The 19,555-nt window shown below is 65.8% G+C and carries 18 protein-coding genes and 1 pseudogene; 17 read left to right on the plus strand and 2 right to left on the minus strand.

Annotated features, from left to right (window positions below; genetic code table 11):
- The first annotated feature begins 129 nt into the window (after nucleotides 1-129).
- Nucleotides 130-825, plus strand: coding sequence for a WbqC family protein (locus tag DPM33_RS01420; RefSeq protein WP_112095113.1), 696 nt, complete (start codon nucleotides 130-132; stop codon nucleotides 823-825).
- 21 nt (nucleotides 826-846) lie between these two features.
- On the opposite strand, the gene DPM33_RS01425 is transcribed toward DPM33_RS01420, so the two are convergent.
- Nucleotides 847-2,022: an acetyl-CoA C-acetyltransferase gene (locus DPM33_RS01425; protein WP_112095114.1), complete on the minus strand. Its 1,176-nt coding sequence runs from the start codon at nucleotides 2,020-2,022 to the stop codon at nucleotides 847-849.
- A 133-nt stretch (nucleotides 2,023-2,155) separates the two neighbouring features.
- On the opposite strand from DPM33_RS01425, the gene DPM33_RS01430 reads away from it, so the two are divergent.
- From DPM33_RS01430 to DPM33_RS01495, 14 genes are all read left to right on the plus strand, one after another.
- A complete protein-coding gene (locus DPM33_RS01430; protein ID WP_112095115.1) occupies nucleotides 2,156-4,102 on the plus strand; it encodes an acetoacetate--CoA ligase in 1,947 nt (648 codons plus the stop codon).
- Nucleotides 4,099-5,250, plus strand: a complete 1,152-nt coding sequence (locus DPM33_RS01435) for a thiolase family protein (protein WP_112095116.1) — start codon at nucleotides 4,099-4,101, stop codon at nucleotides 5,248-5,250. The genes DPM33_RS01430 and DPM33_RS01435 overlap by 4 nt, the downstream gene beginning before the upstream one ends.
- Nucleotides 5,250-5,690, plus strand: a complete 441-nt coding sequence (locus DPM33_RS01440; protein ID WP_112095117.1) for a Zn-ribbon domain-containing OB-fold protein — start codon at nucleotides 5,250-5,252, stop codon at nucleotides 5,688-5,690. The genes DPM33_RS01435 and DPM33_RS01440 overlap by 1 nt, the downstream gene beginning before the upstream one ends.
- The gene (locus tag DPM33_RS01445; protein WP_112095118.1) at nucleotides 5,687-6,139 is read left to right on the plus strand and encodes a MaoC family dehydratase; all 453 of its coding nucleotides are present in this window, start codon (nucleotides 5,687-5,689) and stop codon (nucleotides 6,137-6,139) included. The genes DPM33_RS01440 and DPM33_RS01445 overlap by 4 nt, the downstream gene beginning before the upstream one ends.
- Nucleotides 6,136-7,380, plus strand: coding sequence for an MFS transporter (locus DPM33_RS01450; RefSeq protein ID WP_112095119.1), 1,245 nt, complete (start codon nucleotides 6,136-6,138; stop codon nucleotides 7,378-7,380). Before DPM33_RS01445 ends, DPM33_RS01450 begins: the two co-directional genes overlap by 4 nt.
- Before the next feature lie 90 nt (nucleotides 7,381-7,470).
- A complete protein-coding gene (locus tag DPM33_RS01455) occupies nucleotides 7,471-8,307 on the plus strand; it encodes a GntR family transcriptional regulator (protein WP_112095120.1) in 837 nt (278 codons plus the stop codon).
- A 200-nt stretch (nucleotides 8,308-8,507) separates the two neighbouring features.
- The gene (locus tag DPM33_RS01460) at nucleotides 8,508-9,284 is read left to right on the plus strand and encodes an SDR family NAD(P)-dependent oxidoreductase (protein WP_112095121.1); all 777 of its coding nucleotides are present in this window, start codon (nucleotides 8,508-8,510) and stop codon (nucleotides 9,282-9,284) included.
- A gap of 27 nt (nucleotides 9,285-9,311) precedes the next feature.
- On the plus strand, nucleotides 9,312-9,971 hold the full coding sequence (locus tag DPM33_RS01465; RefSeq protein ID WP_112095876.1) for an L-fuculose-phosphate aldolase: 660 nt from the start codon (nucleotides 9,312-9,314) through the stop codon (nucleotides 9,969-9,971).
- A 106-nt stretch (nucleotides 9,972-10,077) separates the two neighbouring features.
- Nucleotides 10,078-11,079: a sugar ABC transporter substrate-binding protein gene (locus DPM33_RS01470; protein ID WP_208648347.1), complete on the plus strand. Its 1,002-nt coding sequence runs from the start codon at nucleotides 10,078-10,080 to the stop codon at nucleotides 11,077-11,079.
- Between the two features lie 66 nt (nucleotides 11,080-11,145).
- The gene (locus DPM33_RS01475) at nucleotides 11,146-12,672 is read left to right on the plus strand and encodes a sugar ABC transporter ATP-binding protein (protein ID WP_167448906.1); all 1,527 of its coding nucleotides are present in this window, start codon (nucleotides 11,146-11,148) and stop codon (nucleotides 12,670-12,672) included.
- Nucleotides 12,669-13,700: an ABC transporter permease gene (locus DPM33_RS01480; RefSeq protein ID WP_112095122.1), complete on the plus strand. Its 1,032-nt coding sequence runs from the start codon at nucleotides 12,669-12,671 to the stop codon at nucleotides 13,698-13,700. The genes DPM33_RS01475 and DPM33_RS01480 overlap by 4 nt, the downstream gene beginning before the upstream one ends.
- Nucleotides 13,697-14,680, plus strand: a complete 984-nt coding sequence (locus DPM33_RS01485) for an ABC transporter permease (protein ID WP_112095123.1) — start codon at nucleotides 13,697-13,699, stop codon at nucleotides 14,678-14,680. Before DPM33_RS01480 ends, DPM33_RS01485 begins: the two co-directional genes overlap by 4 nt.
- A 20-nt stretch (nucleotides 14,681-14,700) precedes the next feature.
- A complete protein-coding gene (locus DPM33_RS01490) occupies nucleotides 14,701-15,666 on the plus strand; it encodes a carbohydrate kinase family protein (RefSeq protein ID WP_112095124.1) in 966 nt (321 codons plus the stop codon).
- Entirely contained in the window at nucleotides 15,663-16,430 is a 768-nt protein-coding gene (locus tag DPM33_RS01495) for an SDR family NAD(P)-dependent oxidoreductase (protein WP_112095125.1), read from the plus strand. Before DPM33_RS01490 ends, DPM33_RS01495 begins: the two co-directional genes overlap by 4 nt.
- 72 nt (nucleotides 16,431-16,502) lie before the next feature.
- Here DPM33_RS01495 and DPM33_RS01500 read toward each other — a convergent pair whose 3' ends face one another.
- On the minus strand, nucleotides 16,503-17,999 hold the full coding sequence (locus tag DPM33_RS01500; protein WP_112095126.1) for an HAL/PAL/TAL family ammonia-lyase: 1,497 nt from the start codon (nucleotides 17,997-17,999) through the stop codon (nucleotides 16,503-16,505).
- A 211-nt stretch (nucleotides 18,000-18,210) separates the two neighbouring features.
- On the opposite strand from DPM33_RS01500, the gene DPM33_RS01505 reads away from it, so the two are divergent.
- Both DPM33_RS01505 and DPM33_RS01510 read left to right on the plus strand, forming a co-directional pair.
- On the plus strand, nucleotides 18,211-18,699 hold the full coding sequence (locus tag DPM33_RS01505; protein WP_112095127.1) for a carboxymuconolactone decarboxylase family protein: 489 nt from the start codon (nucleotides 18,211-18,213) through the stop codon (nucleotides 18,697-18,699).
- A 59-nt stretch (nucleotides 18,700-18,758) separates the two neighbouring features.
- Nucleotides 18,759-19,555, plus strand: a pseudogene (locus DPM33_RS01510) (sigma-70 family RNA polymerase sigma factor).

The following is a 19,555-nucleotide window of genomic DNA, read 5'->3' on the forward strand; positions in this document are numbered from 1 at the left end:
CCAGGAAAAGTGTGAGCGGTTTTGCGTCCGGAATTGCGCAAAAAAAGGGAATAGAGCAGTTCGCCGTTTCCGTGAAACGGTGAAAGGTTCTAGATCCGCGCGAAGGATCCAGGCCGAAGCTGCGAGCAGATGACGAAGCGTGTAGCGATCCTGCAGTCCAACTATATCCCCTGGAAGGGCTATTTCGATCTCATCGCGTCGGTCGACGAGTTCATTCTCTACGACGACATGCAGTATACGCGCCGTGACTGGCGCAATCGCAACAAGATCAAGACCCCGACCGGCCCGCAATGGCTGACCGTTCCGGTGGTGACCAAGGGACGGTATTTTCAGAAGATTTGCGAAACCGAGATCGACGGCAGCGACTGGGCTCAATCGCATTGGCGCCAGCTGCAGGCGAACTACCGTCGGGCAGGCTGCTTTGCCGAAATCGCTGAATGGCTGGAGCCGCTCTATGGCTGCCATTACACGCACATTTCGGAGCTCAATCGCAGCTTTCTCGCGGCAATATGCGGCTATCTGGGCATCGCCACGACCATAAAATCATCCAGCGACTATGAACTTCACGGCGAAAAGACCGAGCGCCTGGCAAGCATTTGCGCCCAGGCGGGAGGGACCGTCTATGTTTCCGGGCCGTCGGCGAAGAACTACATCGTCGAGGACGTCTTCGACACCGCGGGCATAAGGCTCGAATGGTTCGACTATCAGGGCTATCCAGCCTATCCGCAGCTCTGGGCCGGGTTCGTGCACGAGGTGTCGATCGTCGACCTGCTCTTCAATTGCGGCAGGCAGTCGGCGCAGTTCATGAGGTTCGTCGCCAGGTGAGCGCGGCGCAATCGTTCGAGCTCACCGTTCCAGGCAGATCGCCACGCCCTGGCCGCCGCCTATGCAGAGCGAGGCCAGGCCCTTCTTTGCGTCGCGGCGGACCATCTCGTGCAGCAGCGTCACCACGATGCGGCAGCCGGAGCCGGCGAGCGGATGTCCAAGCGCGATGGCGCCGCCGCTCATGTTGATGATGTCCTCGTTCCAGCCCATCTCGCGGTTGACCGCGATGGCCTGCGCGGCGAAGGCCTCATTGATCTCCATCACGTCGAGATCGGCGTGGTGCCAGCCGGCCTTCTCCAGCGCGCGGCGCGAGGCCGCGACGGGGCCGAGGCCCATGTCCATAGGCTCGACGCCTGCCGACGCGTAGGAGGCGATGCGGGCGAGGGGCGTCAGGCCGAGTTCTTCCATCCGCGCTTCCGACATCACCAGCACCGCCGCCGCGCCGTCGTTGAGGCCCGACGAGTTTCCGGCCGTGATTGTCCCCGCCGCATCGAAGACCGGTCTCAGCCGGCCAAGGCCTTCGATCGTTGTCGAGGGATTGGGGTGTTCGTCACGCTCGATGACCGCCTCGCCTTGCCTGGTCTTGATCGAGACAGGCGCGATCTCGTCGTCGAACCTGCGAGAACGGATGGCTGCGTCCGCTTTCTCCTGCGAGTGCAGCGCGAATCGGTCCTGCTCCTCGCGGGTGATCTGGTAGCGCTGCGCCAGCGCCTCGGCGGTCACGCCCATATGCACCTGATGGAAGGCGTCCCATAGGCTGTCGGTGATCATGGAATCCTGGACGATGCGATCGCCCATGCGCACGCCGCCGCGGACACCGTGAATGACATGCGGCGCCGAGGTCATCGAATCCTGCCCGCCGGCGATCACGCAATCGGCATCGCCGCAGCGAATGGCCTGCGCCGCAAGGTGGATCGATTTCTGGCCGGCGCCGCACACCTTGTTCACGGTCATGGCGGGCACGCTGACCGGCAGACCGGCCTTGAGCGCGGCCTGCCTGGCCGGATTCTGCCCGGCGCCGCCAGTCAGCACCTGGCCCAAGATCACCTCGCTGACGGCGTCGGGTGCGATTTGCGCATCGGCCAGCATCGCATGGATCAACTGCGCGCCCAGCTCCGCCGCCGAGAGGCCGGAAAACGCGCCATTCAGCTTGCCGATGGGCGTGCGCTTGGCGGCGACGATGTAGATCGCGTCCATTTTCTCGTCCTCCACAAGCGCCAATCCCCAACGCATCGTCGCCGCTTGACATTCTGGTTATAACCAATAATCTGAAACGCATCGGCAGGCAAGGTCGCGGCATCGAGCCGGCCTGCGTTGCGGGAGGAATTCCATGTCATCCGTGCTTTGGGCGCCGGCGCCGGCCGCGTTCCAATCGTCCAGCCTTGCGCGCTTTTCTCTCGCCAACGGCTTTGATCCGCGCGACTACGAGACGCTGCATCGCTGGTCGATCGGCGACCCCGGCGCGTTCTGGCGCGCGGTGTGGGATTTCGCTCAGGTTATCGGTGATCCCGGCGCGATCTCTTTCCTGCGTGATGACCAGTCACCGATGACCGGGAGCCGTTTTCTGCCGGAAGCAAAGCTCAATCTCGCGGAAAACCTATTGCGCGGTGACGAGGGCAGGGCTGCTGTTATCGAAGCCGACGAGAGCGGTCATTTCCGCGCCATCACGCTCGGCGAATTGCGCCGGCTCGTCGCCCGCACTGCGCACGGCCTGCGCGCGGCCGGCGTCGGCAAGGGCGATTGCGTCGGCGGAATCCTGTCCAATCGGGTCGAAGGCCTCGTGGCGCTTCTGGCCGCGCTGTCGATCGGCGCCATCTGGTCGTCCTGCTCTCCCGATTTCGGTGCTGCCGCGATCGTCGACCTCCTCGGCCAGATCGGCGTCAAGGTGCTGTTCGCCGCACCGCGCTACCGCTATGCGGGCAAGGAGCATGACATCTCAGGCAGGCTGGCCGAGATCGTCGCCGCGATGCCGACGGTGACGACGCTGGTGCTGACCAACGAACCAGGCGCCAAGCCGGACTGTGCGGCGGCTTGTATTTCGCTTGACGATTTCGGCAGCGACAGCCCGCTCATCTTCGAACGCGTGCCCTTCGACCAGCCGGCCTATGTGCTCTACACCTCCGGCACGACAGGCGCGCCGAAGGCGATCGTCCATCGCACCGGCGGCGTGCTGCTCCAGCATCTGAAGGAGCATCTCTTGCACGGCGACGTCCGTCCGGGCGACGTCATGAGCTGGTACACCAACACAGCCTGGATGATGTATCACTGGCTGATCTCGGGGCTCGCCTGTGGCGCGACCGTGGTGCTTTATGACGGTGCGCCCATCCTGAAATCGCCTAGTGGGCTGGACCCCAGTCCGCTGTGGACGATGGCCGAGCGCGCCCGCGTCACGCATTTCGGCACCAGCCCGAAATATTTGGCCACACTCGCCGCTGAAGGCTACGCGCCGGGACGCCTGCACGATCTCTCATCGCTGCGTTCGCTGCTCTCGGCCGGCGCGCCGGTTTCTCCGGGACAGTTCGACTGGGTCTACGAGCATGTGAAGCGCGACATGATCTTCGCTTCCATCTCCGGCGGCACGGAGATCATCGGCTGCTTTCTGCTCGGATCGCCGATCCATCCCGTGCGGCGTGGCGAGCTGACCGTGAAAGGTCTTGGCCTCGCGGTCGCCGTCATGGACGAGCGCAACGCGCCGGTCATCGGCAGGCAGGGCGACCTCGTCTGCACCGAGCCGTTCCCGTCGATGCCGCTGACCTTCTGGGGCAAGGACGGCGACGCGCGTTACCACGCCACCTATTTCGCCGCCCGCCGTGAGATCTGGACGCATGGCGACGTCGCCGAGCTGACCGTTTATGGCTCGGCCGTCATCCATGGCCGCTCCGACACGACGCTGAAACCTGGTGGCGTGCGCATCGGCACGGCGGAAATCTACGCGGCCTGCGAAAATTTCGCCGAGATCGAGGATTGCCTGGTGTTCGGCGCACCGGTCGAGGGCGACGAGGAGATCGTGCTCTGCGTCAAGCTCAATGACGGTTTTGCGCTGACCCTGGATCTCGCCGCGCGGATCCGCCGCGCGATTCGCGAGGGAGCCTCGCCGCGCCATGTGCCGCATCGCATCCACGCCGTGCAGGCCGTGCCCTACACGCTGAACGGCAAGCGGGTGGAGGGCGCCGCCCGCACCACGCTCGAAGGCAAGCCGGTCAAGAACATGGCCTCGCTCGCCAATCCAGCGTGCCTCGGCGAATACCGCGCGCTCGACCGGAGCAAGGCGGCATGAGCCGGTCCAAGGGGGCTATCGTCGGCATCGGCGAGCTGAAGCCACAGCGCCTGACCAGCGGCGTGACGACTCTGGAGATGATCGCCGAAGTCTCGCGCCTGGCGGTGCGCGATGCCGGACTCGAGCCGGCGGCGATCGACGGGCTGCTTGTCGGGCCGCAGGTCGGCGAGACGCCGCAGCATGTGCCTGCAACCATCGCCGAATATCTCGGCCTCGCGCCGACCATGGCCGATGTCGTCGATCTTGGCGGCGCGTCCGGTGCCGGCATGGTCTGGCGCGCGGCCGCCGCGATCGAGGCCGGGATGTGCGAGGCGGTGCTGTGCGTGCTCGCCAACAACCGCGAGGAGGCCGCACCCCGCTCGCCCAACCGCAATCCGATCCGCGAGTTCGACGTGCCGTTCGGCGCCTCGGGCGCCAACATCTCCTACGCGCTGCTCATGCAGGCGCATATGGCGGAGTATGGCTCGACCGCGCGGGATTTCGCCATGATCGCCGCCGCGGCACGCGCCAACGCGCAGCTCAATCCCGACGCCATTTTCTGCGGCAAGCCGGCCGATGTGGAGGCGGTGCTGGCCTCGCCGATGATCGCCTCGCCGCTGCATCTTCTCGAAATCGTCATGCCGGTCGCCGGTGGCGAAGCGGTGGTCGTCACCTCGGCCGAACGCGCCCGCTCGCTGCCCAAAGCTCCGGTTCATCTGCTTGGCGCAGGCGAGAAGGTCACACACCGCGCCGTCAGCCAGGCCCCACACCTCACTTCCGGTCCGCTGAAGAGCGCCATGGCGCGCGCCTTCGCGCAGTCCGGCACGCAAGCCGGCGAGATGGACCTTCTGTCGCTCTACGACTGCTACACGATCATGGTCGCCACCACGATCGAGGATGCCGGCCTCTGCGCGCCGGGGCAGTTCGGCGCTTGGCTCAACGACCACGACCTTTCCCACAAAGGCGCCAAGCCGCTCAACACCCATGGCGGCCAGCTCGGCTTCGGCCAGCCCGATCTTGCCGGTGGCATGACCCATGTCGTCGACGCGGTGCGGCAGCTGCGCGGCGATGCGGGCGAACGCCAGATCGGCAAGGCCGGGCTCGCGCTGGTCACCGGCAATGGCGCGACGATGAGCGAAGCCACCGCGCTGGTGCTGGGAGCCGCCTGATGTCCATCGATCTCAACACGCTGAAGACACCCGGCCCGACGATCACGGCTCTCACCAAGCCTTTCTGGGATGCCGCCGCCGAGGGCCGGCTGACGATTCAGCGCTGCAAGGACTGCTCCACGGCCGTTTTCTATCCGCGCCCGATCTGTCCGTATTGCTGGAGTAAGCGCCTCGCCTGGCATGACGCTTCCGGCAAGGGTCGGCTCAAATCCTTTTCCGAGGTGCACAAACCCGGCAATCCCGGCTGGCTGCCGGCCGCTCCCTATGTCGTCGGCCTTGTCGAACTGGCCGAAGGCCCGACGATGCTGAGCTTCATCCTGCCCGGCACACGGTCGCTACAAGTCGGGGCCATGCTGCGGCTTGCGCCGACGGCCATCGGTGGCCGCGTCCTGCCGGCCTTCAAGCAAGTTGAATTTGGACCAGAGGAGAAGCCGAAATGAGCGCGGAGACGAAAGACGGTTGGGCGGGTGTGATCAAAGGCCGCCCGCGGGTCGGCGCTTTCGCCGAACGCACGCGCCGCACGCGTATCAGCGACATCGAGGCCTTCACCGACATCACCGGCGACCGCAATCCGCTGCATTACGACCGCGCGCTGGCCGAGAAGTCGGTGTTCGGCAAGCTGATCGTCCAGGGCGGCGTCACGTCCGGCATCCTCAACGCGCTGGTCGCCGAGGATCTGCCGGGACCTGGAACCGTGTTTCTCGAAGTGGCCTGGAAGTTCGTCAAGGCGGTCGGCGTTGATGAGGAGATCACCGGTCGCGTGGAGGTCAAGGAAGTGCGCCCCGACAAGCCGATCTGCAAGATCGAGACCAGCGTGCGCAACGGTCAGGGCGAACTTTGCCTCACCGGCACGGCGACGGTTTTCACCGTGCCGCTGCAAGCCGCATGAGCACGGTCGGCGACAGCCGGCTCGGCATGGCGGCCGACGCCGAACGCTGGCGCGTGCTGTCGCTGCTTTGCCTGGCCGTCGTTTTGTCGCTGACCACCTGGTTCTCGGCGACCGCTATTTTGCCGGAACTGAAGCAGGAACTGGCGCTCGGCGCGGGCGCCGAGGCCTGGCTGACCAATGGCGTTCAGGTCGGTTTCGTCATCGGCGCGCTGGCCGCCAGCCTGGTCAATCTTCCCGATCTTGTACGGCTGAGCCGGCTGATGGCGGCCGCTGCCCTTGTCGCCGCTTTGGCCAACGCGACGCTGCTGCTTCATCCGGGGCCGGGCGCCGTGATAGCCGCGCGCATTGTCACCGGCGCCGCGCTCGCCGGCATCTATCCGCCGGCGCTGAAGCTGGTCGCGACATGGTTCACCCGCGACAGGGGGCTGGCGCTCGGCGCCGTCATCGGCGCGCTGACCATCGGCTCGGCGCTGCCGCATCTCTTCCGCGCCGTGCTCACCACGCTCGACTGGCGTCCCGTGGTTGCCGCCGCCAGCGTGGCGACGGCGGTCGGCGCTCTGCTGTTCCTGCTGTTTGCCAGGGAGGGACCCTATCCCTTCGGCAAGGCGGTGTTCGAGCCCTCGCGCATCGGCCAGGTGTTTCGCGAGAAGCCGCTGCTGCTCGCCAATCTCGGCTATCTCGGTCACATGTGGGAGCTCTACGCCATGTGGTCGTGGCTGCTTGCCTATACGCGCGCCGCCTTCGAGGCGCAGGCGATCGGAACCGCCGCCACGGCCTCGCTCTCGACCTTCTTTGTTGTCGCGTCCGGTATTCTTGGGTGCCTGCTCGGCGGCTATCTGTCGGACCGCATCGGCCGCACGGCCACCACCGCCGGCATGATGATCGTCTCGGGAAGCTGCGCGCTGCTGATGGGCTTTCTCTTCACCGGTCCGATCTGGCTGTTCATGCTGGTCGCCATCGTCTGGGGCATTTCGGTGATCGGCGATTCGGCGCAGTTTTCCGCCGCCGTCACCGAGCTTGCCGACCGCCGCTTCGTCGGCACCGCGCTGTCGGTGCAACTTGGGTTGGGTTTCGCGCTGACCGTGCTCGCCATCTGGCTGACGCCGCGCTTCGCCGATTTCATCGGCGGCTGGCGCTGGGCCTTCCTGCTGCTGGTTCCCGGACCGCTTCTGGGGGCGGCCGCCATGCTATGGTTGCGAAACTTGCCGGAGAGCGAGAAAATGGCTGGCGGGCTCCGTTAGGGGCCGCTGCTGCGCCTTGAGTCGCGGCAAACATTCATACCGGGCGGTTTGCCCGCAGCCTGAAGACCGATGATGGAACAAGCAACCAGAATGCGCGGGCGTCCTCGTTACGACCAGGAAGATGCCGAGGCGGCAGAGGCTTTCCGCTCGATAGGCTCGAAGGTCCAGCTCAACCGCGACGAGGCGGCGCCGCTCTGGGTGCAGTTGCGCAATCAGGTCGAGGAGGCGATCAACACCGGCCTGCTGGCCGCCAATTCGCGCATTCCCTCCGAGCAGGCGCTTTGCGATTTCTTCGGCGTCTCGCGCCCCGTCGTGCGCGCCGCGATCGGCTCGCTGTCCAACGAAGGCCGCATCATCAAGATGCCGCGCAAGGGCATGTTCGTCGCGGCACCGCGCGAGCATGTCGACTTCATGACCGCCAATCTCGGCGTGTTCGACGATTTGACCGCCAAGGGCCACAAGGTCTCGACGCGCACGCTGGAGATCTATCGCTGCCCGCCGAGCGACAAGGAGTCCAAGGTCTTCGGCATTCCCGCCAATGGCAGCGTGGTCCGCATCAGCCGCGTCTACATGACCGACGGTGCGCCAATCACCATGACGCGCATCAGCCTGCCGGGGCACCGGGTTCCGGGGCTGGAAAACATCCTGTCGGAGAACCAGTCGGTCTTCGGCACCATCCGCGCCGTCTTCGGCCTGACGGTAAAGCGCGCCGACCGTTGGCTGCGGGCCGCACTGCCGACCAAGGAAGAGGCCGAGCAGATGGGGGTGGCCGCCAACACGCCGCTGATCGAGATCGAGTCCATCGCCTATGATTCCGACGGTGCGGCGCTCGAATATTACGAGGCCTTCTACAACTCCTCCGTCGCCCGCATCCACATGGCGGTCGAGCAGCCGTCGGCGACGGTGAACGGCGTCGATCGCACCTGATTTCTTAGTCACCAAAAAGATTCCAGTTTCTGGTTATAACCAGATTGACGGACCCGGGAAGCTTCTGTAACGTCCCTGTCATGGGGTCGGGAGGAGCCTGACCCGGAGGCATTATCAGGACCTGTCGGCTTGCGGCGCTGCTTCGGCGGCGAGGGCGAAGCTTTGCCCGCGCCCAAGCTCTGTCCTGATGGAGGACGTGCATGGATTACCGGTCGCAATTCGATCTGGCAGGCGAGGTTGCCGTCGTCACCGGCGGCGCCAGCGGGATCGGCTTGGAGGCCGCCAAGGCGCTCGGCATTTGCGGCGCGGGTATCGTCCTGCTGGATATGAACGCCGGTGGCCTGAAGGCTGCCGCCGAAGCGCTCAAGGCTGCCGGCGTCGCAAGCGTCGATAGCCGTTTGCTCGACGTCACCGATCCGCAAGCCGTCGAAGCGATGGCCGCCCGGATCGTCGCCGATTTCGGCCAGGTCGATATCCTGGTCAACAGCGCCGGCATCGCGCGCCTCAACACAGCGCTCGACACCTCCGACGAGGAATGGCGCCTGGTGATGGATGTCAACGTCAACGGCGTCTACTGGGCATCGCGGGCCTTCGGCCGCTCGATGGTCGCCCACAGGAAGGGCTCGATCGTCAATCTCGGCTCGATGTCGGGGCTGATCATCAACCGTCCGCAGACGGCGCCGTCCTACATGGTGAGCAAGGGCGCCGTGCACATGATGACCAAGGCGCTTGCGGTCGAGTGGGCAAGGTCCGGCGTGCGCGTCAACGCGCTGGCGCCGGGCTACGTCGGCACCGAGATGACGCTGAAGATGCGCGAGCGTCCCGAACTCTTCAACACCTGGATCGACATGACGCCGATGGGCCGGCTGGGCACGCCGCAGGAGATCGCCTCGGCGATCCTGTTCCTGGCGTCGCCGGCGTCGAGCTACGTCACCGGCGCGATCCTGTCGATCGATGGCGGCTACACGGCCTGGTAATGGGCTGGACAAGGATTGGAATATCGCATGACCCTTTCGGACCTAGAGGCGCGCCAGGCCATCATCGATGCCTGTATCCAGATGAACGCGCTGGGCATCAACCAGGGCACATCCGGCAACATCAGCCGGCGCCACGGCGACGGCATGCTGATCTCGCCGACCAGCACGCCCTACGACACGCTGACGCCCGAGGACATCGTCTTCATGGGGTGGGACGGCGGGGTCGACGGACGCCTGCCGCCGTCGAGCGAATGGCGCTTTCATCTCGACATCATGAAGGCGCGGCCGGAGGTCAACGCCGTCGTCCACGCGCATCCGACCTACTGCACGACGATTGCGATCATGGGCAGGAAAATACCGGCGATCCATTACATGGTCGCCGTCGCCGGCGGCAGCGACATACGCTGCGCGCCCTACGCCACTTTCGGCACGGCGGAGCTTTCGGCGCATGCGGTGGAGGCGCTGCGCGACCGCAAGGCCTGTCTCCTTGCCCAGCACGGCATGATCGCCGTCGGGTCGAGCCTCGCCCAGGCGATGTGGCTTGCCGTCGAGGTCGAGACGCTGGCGCGCCAATATCACGGCGCCCTGCAGATCGGCGAGCCGCCGGTTCTGTCCGACGCGGAAATCGAGAACGTCATCAAGCGCATGGCGAGCTACGGCCTGCGCGACGACGACGCGGCGGCCTGAGTGGAGGGCTCGGCCCGAAGCGACCACGCCAGGGACTGAGCGGAGGTCGAGAGTCTCGCATATCCTCCGGGAAGGCCCGGAGCGATCAACAAGGGAGGAAATGAAAATGACCAATTCAATGAAAGGCCTCGTCAAGGCGCTTGCTCTGGGGTTGGCGGCGGCTTGCAGCCTGGCAGCCATCTCCGGCGCCAGTGCCGAGGATCTGTCGCTCAAGGGTAAGCGCATTGGCGTCTCGGCAATAGGCACTGACCATTATTGGGACCTGATGGCGTTCCGCGGCATCCAGGACCGCGTCAAGGAACTCGGCGGTGAAGTCATCGCGCTCGATGCCGGCCGCAAGGACCAGCAGCAGATCGCGCAATTGCAGACGCTGATCGCGCAGAAGCCGGACGCGATCATCGAGCAGCTCGGCAACCTCGAAGTGCTGAACCCGTGGCTGCAGAAGATCCGCGACGCCGGCATTCCGCTGTTCACGGTCGACACCGCGACGCCGCATGCCATCAACAACACCACCTCCAACAACTACAATATCGGCGCCGAGATCGCATTGCAGATGGTCGCCGACATGGGCGGCAAGGGCAACGTGCTGGTGTTCAACGGTTTCTACAGCGTGCCGGTCTGCAAGATCCGCTACGACCAGCTGAAATATGTGCTGACCTCGTTCCCGGACGTGAAGATCGTCGAGCCGGAGCTGCGCGACGTCATCCCGAACACAGTGCAGAGTGCTTATTCCAACGTCACCGACATGCTGACCAAGTCGCCCGAGAAGGGTTCGATCGGCGCGGTCTGGGCTTGCTGGGACGTGCCGCAGATCGGCGCCACGCAGGCAGTCGAGGCCGCCGGCCGCAACGAGGTCAAGACCTACGGCATCGACGGCAGCCCGGAAGTCATCAAGATGGTGATGGATGCGAAGTCCTCGGCCGGCGCGGTCGCGGCGCAGCAGCCTTACGAGATCGGCAAGACCTCGGTCGACAACGCCGCAAAGTACCTGGCCGGCCAGAAGGTGCCGCCCTTCACCTTCGTTCCGTCGGTGCTGATCAACAAGGTAAACGCAGCCGAAAAAGGAAAACCGTTCCTCGAAGCCGCCGAAAAGGCTGGCGTAAAGTAGGACGGTATCAACAAGGTCCGCAGCCGTGCCGGAAGGCGCGGCTGCGCCAAATCGGGATTGACGGCCATGCAGACAGCAAAGCGTGACATTGCTGTGTCGATGACGGGCATATCGAAGCGGTTCGGTCCGGTACGCGCTTTGGAAGACGCGAACCTCGAGATCGCGCGCGGCTCGATCCTCGGACTCGTCGGCCAGAACGGCGCGGGCAAGTCGACCATCATCAAGGTGCTGGCCGGCATCATCAAGCCGGACAGCGGCAGCATCGTCATCAATGGTGAGACCGTAGCCTCCCTGACGCCGGCATCGGTGGAAAAGCTCGGCGTGCACTTCATCCACCAGGACAGGCTGCTGGTGCCGACCGCGACCGTCGGCGAGGCCGTGTTCCTCGGCCACGAGATCGGGCTTGGCCCGTTCGTCAGCCGCCGCGCCATGGAGCGGAAGGCCGCCGAGCTGTTGAAGCGCTTCTTCGGCATGGAATTGCCGGCGGGAACGCTGGTGAAAGACCTGACCACGGCGCAGCAGAAGGTGGTGCAGATCACCCGAGCGCTGGCGCAGAAGGCATCGGTGCTGGTGCTGGACGAACCGACCGCGGCACTGGTCAAGCGCGAGGTCGACAGCCTGTTCGAGGTGCTGCGCCGGCTGCGCGACGACGGCATCGCCGTGGTCTTCATCTCGCATTACATGCAGGAGATCGAAAAGCTCTGCGACCGCGTCACCGTGATGCGCAACGGCACCGATGTCGGCACGGTCGATCCGCGCCAGACGCCGATCGACGGGATCATCGCGATGATGATCGCCCGCGATGTCGGCGAGATGTTTCCGAAGCGCGCGGTCACCCTCGGCGCACCGGTGCTGGAAGTCGGCAATCTGCGGCTCGGCGGCAGCTTCGAGAACATCGGCTTCAACGTGCGCGCCGGCGAGATCGTCGGCCTCACCGGCCTGCTCGGCTCGGGCGCCAAGGAAATTGTCCAGTGCCTGTTCGGCCTCAAGACCGCTGAGGGCGGTCAGGTCAAGGTCGAGGGCAGACAGTTGTCTCTGTCGACGCCGGTCAAGGCGGTGCGCGACGGCATCGCCATGCTGCCGGAAGATCGTCGCGCGCATGGCGTGGCGCTCGGCCTGTCGGTGCGCGAGAACATCTCCTTGGCCAGCCTGCGCCGCTATTCGCGGACCGGCATGGTCAGCCGGAGCAGCGAGAACCAGGCGGTCGATGGCCTGATCAAGGAACTGTCGATCAAGACGCCGCATCGCGATGCGCTGGTGCGCGAACTCTCCGGCGGTAACCAGCAGAAGGTGGCTATCGCCAAGTGGCTGAGCTGCCAGTCGCGCGTCTACGTGCTGGACGAGCCGACCGTTGCCGTCGATGTCGGCGCCAAGGTCGAGATCTACAATCTCCTCAATCGCCTGGCGGGAGAGGGCGCGGCGATCCTGCTTCTGTCTTCCGACCTGCTCGAGCTGGTCGGCGTCTGCGACCGCGTGCTGGTCGTCTATCGTGGCAGGCTTGCCGGCAGCTTCTCCGGTCCGTCGATGAACAGCGACGCGCTGCTGGCGGCTTCGTCCGGCGCCCGCTCGAACGCCGATGGAGTGGCCGCATGAGCGCGACCGTTCTCCACGGCGAGGTCGGCGTTTCCGACGAGAAACAGGCCGCCGCCAAGAGCGCCGGCCGCCGCTTTGGCGCGCTGGTCGTGCGGCTTGGCGCGATCGCCGCCTTCGCCGCGATCATGGCCTATTTCGTCGTCTTCGCGCCGGGCTTCACCTCGACCTTCAACCTGATCAACGTCGTCGAGCAGTCGGCGATCCTGGGCGTGCTTGCCTATGGCATGACGGCCGTCATCATCGGCGGCGGCTCCGACGTCACCGAAGGCGGCATCGATCTGTCGATCGCCGCCAATATGGGGCTGTGCGCCGCGGTCTACGCCACGCTCCTGTCGATGGGCTATGGTGACTTCCTCTCGGTGCTGGCGGCCATCGCCGTCGGCATGGCGGTCGGCGCGCTGAACGCGATTGCGGTGGTCGGCCTCGGCATCCTGCCGCTATTGGCTACGCTTGCCGTGCTCAACGTCGCGGCCGGCATGGAACTCACGCTCACCCAGAACACGGTCGTCGGCGCATCCTCGCCGCTGCTCGGCCTGCTGGTGTCGGGCAGCTTTCTCGGCATCTCCGCGCTTGCCTGGGCACTGATCGTCTTCTCCGCGATCATGATCGCTGTCATTCACGGCACGGCATTCGGGCTGCGGCTCTACGCGGTCGGCGGGCATCCGGAAGCGGCGCGCGCGGCCGGGCTCAGCGTTCCCTTCTACGTGTCCTTCACCTATGTGCTCAGCGGCTTCTGCGCCGCGGTGGCGAGCATCCTCACCGTCTCGCGCCTGTCGGCCAGCACACCCGGCTCCGGCGAACTGCTTCTGTCGGTTCTGGCGGCGGCGCTGCTCGGCACGGTCTTTTCGCGCCGCTTCGTGCCGACCATGGGCGGCACGCTGCTCAGCGTGCTGTTCATCGGTCTCTTGGCCAATGGCTTCCAGCTGCTCAACGTCTCCAGCTACTGGGTCAACGGTGTGCAGGGCGCGCTGATCCTGCTGGTGGTGGCCATCACGTCCTTTGCCCGCGGTTCGGAGGGTTCGCGATGAGCGTCTCGGCCAACGACTCAGCCAAAGTGAGCGTGCGCGGCTTCCTCGCCAAATACAGCGTGCTCATCGCTTTCGCCGCCATCGTCATTTTCTTTGCGATTGCGAGCCCGACCTTCCTGACGCCGGCAAACCTCTTCAACGTGCTGGTCAACAACGTGGTCATGCTGGCGATCGTGGCGCTCGGCCTCACCATCGTTATCTCGTCGGGCGGCATCGATCTGTCGGTCGGCGTCTCGGTCGATATGGCGAGCATGATCTTCGTCATGCTTCTGGCCGCCGGCTACAGCGGCGTTGTCGGCGTCGCCGGCGGACTTGGCGCGGCGCTGATCGTCGGCATCCTCAACGCCATCCTGATCACCAGGCTCAACATCAGCCCGTTCCTGGCGACGCTCGGCGTGCTCTTCATCGGCCAGAGCACCCAGCAACTCGCCACCAGCGGCGGCCAGCCGATCTACCTCACCAGCGGGTATGCCGCCGATCAATTCAACGCCATCGCCCGCACCGCTCTGCTCGGGATACCGACGCCGGTCGTCGTGCTGATCGTCCTAGCCGTCGCGGTCCATCTCCTTCTGCACCGCTCGGTCTTCGGCCGCTACGTCCAGGCGATGGGCGCGCAACCGGGTGTGGCCTGGTATTCCGGCATCCGCGTGCCGCGCGAATTGTCGATGGTGCATGTGCTGTGCGCGTTGCTCGCCGGCGTCACCGGCATTCTCTTGTCGGCAACGGTGAAGTCCTACGTGCCGCTCTCCGGCAATGCCTTCCTGCTCGATGCCATCGGCGCCACATTCATCGGCACGACGCTCAGCCACGAGCGCAAGCCTTCGGTCATCGGCACGCTGCTCGGTGTGCTGCTGCTCGCCATCGTCAAGAACGGGCTGCTGCTGGTCGGCTGGAATTTCTACTGGCAGCAGGTCGGCATCGGCGTGCTCGTCTTCCTGGTGCTGGCCGCGAGCTTCGGCCTGCGCCGCGCCGCCCATTGAGTTCGAAAGGTCCGCCAACCATGCCACAATTCGACGTCAGCTCGATCGGCTTCTACGTCCTCGACATCCTCGGGCGGCCGGTCTCGCGCATCCCCGAGGGCGGCCGCGCCGATTACATCGATGAGATCCGCATGACCGTTGCCGGCACGGCGGGGGCCACAGGCATGGACTGCGCCATCCTCGGCCTGAAGACCCGCGCCGTCACGACGCTTGGGCTCGACGACATGGGCGACTGGTTCCTCGCCAAGCTCGAGAAATACGGCCTGGAGACGAGCCTCGTGCGCCGAGACGGCAGCGTCCAGACGTCCTCCACCATTCTCCCGGTGCGGCCGAACGGCGAGCGTCCGGCATTGCATGTGCCTGGCACCGCCACCTTGTTCGAAGTCGCCGATGCCGATCTCGACGCGGCGCTCGACGCCACCGTCGTCCATGTCGGCGGCACCGGTCTGCTGAAGCGCTTCGATGGCGAGCCAACCGTGCGGCTTCTGAAGCGCGCCAAGGAGCTTGGCCGCGTTACCACTTTCGATCTCATCCAGGCGACGACGGAGACGTGGAGGCTGGTCGAGCCGTGCCTGCCCTATATCGACTATTTCGTGCCGAGCATCGATGAGGCCGGCGAGATGGCGCATGACCGCGACCCGGCCCGCGTCGCCGCCTTCTTCAAGGCGAGGGGCGTGAAGAACTGCATCCTCACGCTCGGCGCCGGCGGCGTCTATGTCTCGCCCGTGCATGGCGAGGATTTTCATCTGCCGGCCTTCGAGGTCGAGGTGTTCGACACCACGGGCTGCGGCGATTCCTTCACCGCCGGCATCATCGTCGGCATCGTCAAGGGCTGGGACCTCAAGCAGTCCGCGCGCTTTGCCAGTGCCGTCGCCGCCAAGGTGGCGATGGGGCTCGGCTCCGACGGCAAACTCGTTTCATTCGACGACACGATCGCGGCGATGAACTCGTTTCCGGTCAAGACATCAAAGGTTCAAGCAGCATGACCATTCTTCCTGAAGCCAAGGGCAAGACGGCTCTCGTCACCGGCGCCAGCCGCGGCATCGGCAGGGCTCTCGCCAAGGGGCTGGCCGAGGCCGGCTTCGATGTCGCCATCACCGACCTGCCGTCGCAGGCGGCAGAGCTCGATGTAACAAAAAGCAAGATCGAGGCGGCCGGCCGCAAGGCCTATGTCTACACGATGGACGTCAGCAAGAAGAAGGACATCGAGGCGACGGCGCAGGCCTTGCTCGAGGCCGCGGGCAGCATCGATGTGCTGGTCAACAATGCCGGCATCCTCAAGCCAAGCCTGCTGCAGGATCTCGACGAGGCCAATTGGGACGCGCATTTCGACGTCAACGCCAAGGGCGTGCTGATGATGTGCCAGGCAGTGCTGCCGCATATGCGCGCCAGGAAGTCGGGCAGGGTGATCAACATCGCCTCGATCGCCGGCCGACAGGGCGTGCCGACGCAGGGCCACTACGCCGCGACCAAGGCGGTGGTGATCACGCTCACCCGCGTGCTGGCGCAGGAGGTCGGCATGGATGGCGTCACCGTCAACGCGATCTGCCCCGGCATCATCCTGACCGAGATGGGCAAGAACAATCTGGGCAGCGAAGCGGCGATCCGCCATTGGGAGGATGTCGCGGCGCTGAAGCGGCTCGGCGCGCCGGAGGATGTCGTCGGCCCGGTGCTGTTCTTCGCGTCGGACCTGTCGGCCTTCGTCACCGGTCAGGCGCTGAATGTGGACGGCGGCATCTACTACCACTGACGCCACGGCACAATCTCGAAAAACGCGCCGACTGACGCGGCGCTCGTAACGGGTCTCGCGGCGCGCTCTGGACTAGAGCCGCGGCCCCGCCACCATGCGCGCCACCCGCGCCATGTCGGCGCTCATCTCGCGGTCGTCGTCGAGCGGGGCGACCAGCGCCCTCACGGCTTCATAGCTGCGCCGCGGGCCGTCGCCCATGCTGTCCAGCACGCCGCGCAGCTCGACGCCGGTCGCCGCGAAGATCAATTCCATCGCCACCAGATAGCGAAGGCGCTCGATGATCCCCGCCGTCTTGGCCACCACGCGCGGCGCCATCGACGACTGGTCCTCGACGCCGTCGGAGATGGCCAAAGGGCTGAGCGACATCGGATTGGCAAGGTGGCGGATTTCCGCTTCGAGCGCCGCGACCGGCTTCTGCAATTCGGCATAGCCTTGACGGCTGCCGCCCCTGGCCGACAGGAAGCGCGGCAGCTCCGCCACCGTCGGCGACATCAGCTTCATCGAGCGGTTGGCGGTGCCGACCGCGCAATGCGCCAGTGCCTGGCCGAGGTTTTCCCAGGTCAGCGTGAAGGCCGTGAGGTCGAAATTGCCGTTGGAGACGACCCGTTCGGCTTCGGACAGGATGACCGGATTGTCGCCGGAATGGCCGAGCTCGATCTCGGTCGCGAGCTTGGCCTGCTCGTGCGCATGCAGCAGCCCGCCCCACACTTGCGGCACGCAACGAAAACTCAGCGGATCTTGTAGGCGCCGCGCGGCGCTCTCCTGCCACAGCCCGCTGCCCGAAAGCTCGGCCCGCAGCCTGGCGCCGATCTCGCGCTGGCCGAAGGCCGGCCGCGCCGCCAGCGCGTCCTGATCGATGGCCTTGAGCGACGCGCGGAAGGCCTCGTAGTTCAGCGCCACCGCCGCCAGCGACCAGTCGATCAGGCAGGCGACCTCTTCCAGCGCCAGGCACGCCGTCCCGGTCGAAAGGCTATTGGCGACGATGATGGCGTGGCCATCTTTCTCGCGCAGGCCGAGCGGCTCCAGCCCGGCGAGCTTGAGCGCTTCGGCCGATGGCATGATCCGGCCTTGATATTCACTCTCGCCGTCGCCGCCCAGCGCCCGCGCCAGATGGCCGAGTGGAGCGAGGTCCGCGGCGCCCACCGATCCCCAGCTCGGAACGACCGGATGAACGCCGGCGTTGAGCGCCGCGACCAGCCCGAGAACCACGCCTTCCGAGGCGCCGGTGCCGCCGGCGGCCATGCCGCAGATGCGTGCGGTGATCAGCGCCCGCACCGCTTCGGTCGGCAGCGACGGGCCGGCGCCCATCGAGTGGCTGAGCGGCACGCTGTGCTGGAAGGCGATCAGGTCGGCCTGCGCCAGCGGCGTGTCGACACAGGCGCCGAGCCCGGTGGTGACGCCGTAGAGCGGCTTGCCGAGCTGGGTGAGATGCTCGATAAGGGCGCGGCTGGCGCGGATACGGTGCATGGCCTCTTCGCCGAGCACGAGCCGGGCGTTGCGCCGCGCGATCTCGGCGACATCTTCCGCACCCAACGGCTTGGCATCGAGCACGATCACTCTGGTTGTCATTTGGCGGCTATTCCTATGCATCCGCGGGGCTGGCTGGCTTGGGATCGCAGGATAACGGCCTTTGGCGCCGGCCATTGTCGAAAATCCGCCGTCGCAATTGCCGTTATTTTTTGGCGGTAGGGGCACGGCAGGCAAAAAAAGGCCGCGTCCGTGTCACAACGGGCCAAGCCTGGCTCGTCTTGAGGTCGGAAGCAACGAAAGGAACCCGACCATGACTGTCAGACTGGACCCCCTTGCCGCCGCCCCTTCGCTGATGAAGGAGTGGCACCGCGCCTCTTTGGCCATCGCCGGCAGCCTCGATCCGGCGCTTGCCGAGCTCATCGAGATCCGATCCTCGCAGATCAATGGCTGCGCCAACTGCATCAACATGCATGCGACCTATGCCCGCGAGCGCGGCGAGACCGAGCAGCGCATCTATCTCCTGTCGGCCTGGCGCGAGGCGCCGTGCTATACCGACCGCGAGCGCGCCGCGCTCGGCTGGACCGAGGCGCTGACCAGGATTTGCGAAGGCCATACGCATGAAGCGGCCTATGAAGCGCTAAAACCGCATTTCTCCGATGAGGAACGGGTGAAGCTCACATTGATGATCAACATAATCAATGGCTGGAATCGCATCGCCGTCGGTTTCGGCGGCTTTGTCGATCCGGCGGCCATCAAGGCTTCCAACAAGGCGGCTGCCGCCAAGGCGGTTGCGGCTTGACGACGGAGCCGGCATTGACGGGCGCGGCGGCGGAATTCGAACCGCTGCGCCCGAAGCTGATGCGGATCGCCTACCGCATGCTGGGCTCGGTCGCCGATGCCGAGGATGTGGTGCAGGACGCCTTCATCCGCTGGATGCGGACCGAGCGTGCCGCGGTGCGCCAGCCCGAGGCGTTCCTGCGCCGCACGGTGACGCGGCTCTGCCTCGACCAGCTCAAATCCGCGCGCCGCCAGCGCGAAACCTATGTCGGCCCCTGGTTGCCCGAGCCGCTCGTCGAGGAAGACGAGGCGGAGGACGTCACCTTGCCGCTGATGCTGGCGCTGGAGCGGCTTTCGCCGCTGGAGCGCGCCGCCTTCCTGCTGCATGACGTGTTCGGCCTGCAGTTCGAGGAGGTTGCGGCCGAGATCGAGCGCGATCCGGCCGCCTGCCGCCAGCTTGCCGCCGCGCGCGTGAGCATGTGCGCGAGGCACGGCCGCGCTTCAAGATCGAGAAGCAGCGCGGGCTGGAGATCGCCGAGGCCTTCTTCAACGCGTCGCGCGGCGGCGACATGAAAGCGCTCGGCGCCATGCTGAGCGCCGACGTCACCGCTCACGCCGATGGCGGTGGCAAGCGTCCGGCGGCAACCGAGCCGGCTCTCGGCTTCGAGGCGGTCATGACGCAATACGCAGTCGTGGCGGCGTGGCTCAAAGACAACCGCTCGAAGCTGGTCCGCTACGGCTTCATCAACGGCCTGCCCGGCTTCGTCACGCTCGAAGTCGACGGCGAGCTGCAGACCACGGCCCTCGACATCGAGGACGGCAAGATCAGGGCGATCTATGTCATGCGCAATCCCGACAAGCTGCGGCACCTGCATTAA

Origin of the sequence: Mesorhizobium hawassense, assembly GCF_003289945.1 — a bacterium.
Lineage (GTDB): Bacteria > Pseudomonadota > Alphaproteobacteria > Rhizobiales > Rhizobiaceae > Mesorhizobium > Mesorhizobium hawassense.

Bases quoted from the DNA above. Each gene is read 5' to 3' on its own strand.
- DPM33_RS01420 (WP_112095113.1), top strand. From the start codon at position 130: ATGACGAAGCGTGTAGCGATCCTGCAGTCCAACTATATCCCCTGGAAG.
- DPM33_RS01425 (WP_112095114.1), bottom strand. From the start codon at position 2,022: ATGGACGCGATCTACATCGTCGCCGCCAAGCGCACGCCCATCGGCAAG.
- DPM33_RS01430 (WP_112095115.1), top strand. From the start codon at position 2,156: ATGTCATCCGTGCTTTGGGCGCCGGCGCCGGCCGCGTTCCAATCGTCC.
- DPM33_RS01435 (WP_112095116.1), top strand. From the start codon at position 4,099: ATGAGCCGGTCCAAGGGGGCTATCGTCGGCATCGGCGAGCTGAAGCCA.
- DPM33_RS01440 (WP_112095117.1), top strand. From the start codon at position 5,250: ATGTCCATCGATCTCAACACGCTGAAGACACCCGGCCCGACGATCACG.
- DPM33_RS01445 (WP_112095118.1), top strand. From the start codon at position 5,687: ATGAGCGCGGAGACGAAAGACGGTTGGGCGGGTGTGATCAAAGGCCGC.
- DPM33_RS01450 (WP_112095119.1), top strand. From the start codon at position 6,136: ATGAGCACGGTCGGCGACAGCCGGCTCGGCATGGCGGCCGACGCCGAA.
- DPM33_RS01455 (WP_112095120.1), top strand. From the start codon at position 7,471: ATGCGCGGGCGTCCTCGTTACGACCAGGAAGATGCCGAGGCGGCAGAG.
- DPM33_RS01460 (WP_112095121.1), top strand. From the start codon at position 8,508: ATGGATTACCGGTCGCAATTCGATCTGGCAGGCGAGGTTGCCGTCGTC.
- DPM33_RS01465 (WP_112095876.1), top strand. From the start codon at position 9,312: ATGACCCTTTCGGACCTAGAGGCGCGCCAGGCCATCATCGATGCCTGT.
- DPM33_RS01470 (WP_208648347.1), top strand. From the start codon at position 10,078: ATGACCAATTCAATGAAAGGCCTCGTCAAGGCGCTTGCTCTGGGGTTG.
- DPM33_RS01475 (WP_167448906.1), top strand. From the start codon at position 11,146: ATGCAGACAGCAAAGCGTGACATTGCTGTGTCGATGACGGGCATATCG.
- DPM33_RS01480 (WP_112095122.1), top strand. From the start codon at position 12,669: ATGAGCGCGACCGTTCTCCACGGCGAGGTCGGCGTTTCCGACGAGAAA.
- DPM33_RS01485 (WP_112095123.1), top strand. From the start codon at position 13,697: ATGAGCGTCTCGGCCAACGACTCAGCCAAAGTGAGCGTGCGCGGCTTC.
- DPM33_RS01490 (WP_112095124.1), top strand. From the start codon at position 14,701: ATGCCACAATTCGACGTCAGCTCGATCGGCTTCTACGTCCTCGACATC.
- DPM33_RS01495 (WP_112095125.1), top strand. From the start codon at position 15,663: ATGACCATTCTTCCTGAAGCCAAGGGCAAGACGGCTCTCGTCACCGGC.
- DPM33_RS01500 (WP_112095126.1), bottom strand. From the start codon at position 17,999: ATGACAACCAGAGTGATCGTGCTCGATGCCAAGCCGTTGGGTGCGGAA.
- DPM33_RS01505 (WP_112095127.1), top strand. From the start codon at position 18,211: ATGACTGTCAGACTGGACCCCCTTGCCGCCGCCCCTTCGCTGATGAAG.